3 protein-coding genes are annotated in these 1999 nt (G+C 46.1%); 2 read left to right on the top strand and 1 reads right to left on the bottom strand.

Annotated elements, in window-relative coordinates; all coding sequences use genetic code 11:
* Both B4K20_RS08160 and hisI read left to right on the top strand, forming a co-directional pair.
* Positions 1-386: FtsX-like permease family protein (locus B4K20_RS08160; RefSeq protein WP_349678796.1), on the top strand; the 386-nt coding region annotated here is incomplete at its 5' end.
* A 13-nt stretch (positions 387-399) separates the two neighbouring features.
* On the top strand, positions 400-804 hold the full coding sequence (hisI, locus tag B4K20_RS08155) for a phosphoribosyl-AMP cyclohydrolase (RefSeq protein ID WP_289282528.1): 405 nt from the start codon (positions 400-402) through the stop codon (positions 802-804).
* 27 nt (positions 805-831) lie between these two features.
* Here hisI and B4K20_RS08150 read toward each other — a convergent pair.
* Positions 832-1999: dihydroorotase (locus tag B4K20_RS08150; RefSeq protein WP_289282527.1), on the bottom strand; the 1168-nt coding region annotated here is incomplete at its 5' end.

The raw sequence follows: 1999 nt of genomic DNA, 5'->3' as shown, positions 1-1999 counted from the left end.
CACTGATCTCATTGATGGTGTTGCTTGCAGCCTTATTGGGTCTGGCGGCGATGTTGTTGTCATCAATAAGAGAAAGACTCAGAGAGATCGCCGTATTAAGAGCTTTAGGTATTGGGCCTTGGCGCATTTTATTATTGATTGAACTCGAAGCCATATTAATTACCAGTGCTGCCGTCGTTTCTGCTTTTGTCATGCTGATGGCGATAATTAACGGGTGGGGAGATGCCTTACTGGCAAATTATGGTATTGCGGTGTCAGGCAATCTATTTACATTGTCTAACCTCTATCTATGCCTGGGCGTATTTGGTAGTGGCGTTCTTATTGCCCTTATTCCCGCCATCACAGCTTATACACGAGCATTACATTCGCGTTTAGCAGAAAGTTAACAGGAGCTTCGCAATGATAGAAACATTAGAAAATTTACCCACAGGAAGTTCTCTAGCGCTACAAGAAGTTATTGATAATTTGCCATGGAATACCCAAGGCTTGATTAATGCGGTTGCCCAGCAATATGACTCAGGTGAACTATTGATGGTCGCCTGGATGAATAAAGAAGCGCTGCTTGAAACCGTCGCTAGCAAAAGAGCGTGTTATTGGTCGCGTTCAAGACAATGCTTATGGCGTAAAGGCGAAACCTCCGGTCATACCCAAGAAGTAAAGTCAATTTTCTTGGATTGTGATGGCGATGCCGTTCTTTTAAAAGTTGATCAGAAAGGAGCGGCTTGCCATACAGGCAGGAAAAGCTGTTTTTACAATCAAATCATTGATGATCGTGTTGTTGTCGTTAACGATAAAGTTAACTAACTCGTAGTGATAGCTGAAAGTAACTGTTTAGAGGGAAAATTGTATCGCTTGAGCATTAGCGATAAACGAAGATAATGCTTCATCTCTGACTTTAATGTTTCCTCTGACAATGGTGTGGATTGGCCAGCCTGTGACTTCTCTGCCGTCGTATGGCGTCCAGCCTGATACGCTGGCAATCCACTCATTGCGGATGGTGCGTTTGGCCTTTAAATCGACAATGGAAAAATCGGCATCATAACCCACTGCAATACGTCCTTTGTTACGGATATTAAATAAGCGAACAGGCCCGCTACTGGTCAGGTCTATTAAGCGTTCTATGCTGAGTCTCTGGTTATGCACGTGGTCCAGCATAATCGGCAATAATGTCTGAACGCCTGTCATACCACTCGGTGAGTTAGGGTAGGGCTGGGCTTTTTCATCTAAGGTGTGGGGGGCATGATCACTGCCAATGACATCCACAATACCGTTATTAATGGCTTCCCATAGCGCTTGTTGATGGCGTTGTTCTCGTATAGGTGGGTTCATTTGTGCCAGTGTCCCCAAGGTGTCGTAGCAATCCGGGGCCATCAATGTCAGATGTTGGGGGGTGACTTCAACACTGACATGACTTTTATGTTGAGCCAGAAAAGCGATTTCTTCTGCTGTGCTGATGTGTAACACATGTAGCTTACGGTTGTATTGTTGTGCCAGAGTCACCACGCGTTTTGTTGCAATTAATGCACTCTCCACATCACGCCACATGGGATGATCTTTCACTTGCTGGCTGGATTCTACCAAGTGTTTGCGTGATCGAAGACGGGCTTCATCTTCTGCATGAATCGCTACGCGTCGATTGCCCGTGGACAAAATGTGTTTGAGAATCGTCTCGTCATCAACCAATAAATCGCCAAAAGAGCTGCCCATAAATACTTTGATACCGGAACAGCCGGGTAGCGTCTCGAGGTTGGCTAACTGAGTGGCATTGATGTTGGAGCCACCTATGTAGAAAGCGTGATCACACCAGGCCGTGCGTTTAGCGATATCCAGTTTCTGTTGCAGATCGGTTTCGCTGACCGTCAGCGGATGTGTATTGGGCATTTCAAACACACTGGTAATCCCGCCTAAAACGGCGCCTCTAGTGCCGGCTTCAATGGTTTCTTTATGTGTCAGTCCCGGCTCGCGAAAGTGAAGCTGGGTATCCATGACACCAGGTAAG

Source organism: Methylophaga sp. UBA5088 (genome assembly GCF_002414625.1).
GTDB classification, from domain to species: domain Bacteria; phylum Pseudomonadota; class Gammaproteobacteria; order Nitrosococcales; family Methylophagaceae; genus Methylophaga; species Methylophaga marina.
Note: the sequence above shows the minus strand (reverse complement) of the source record. Positions and strands in the feature narration are given on the sequence as shown.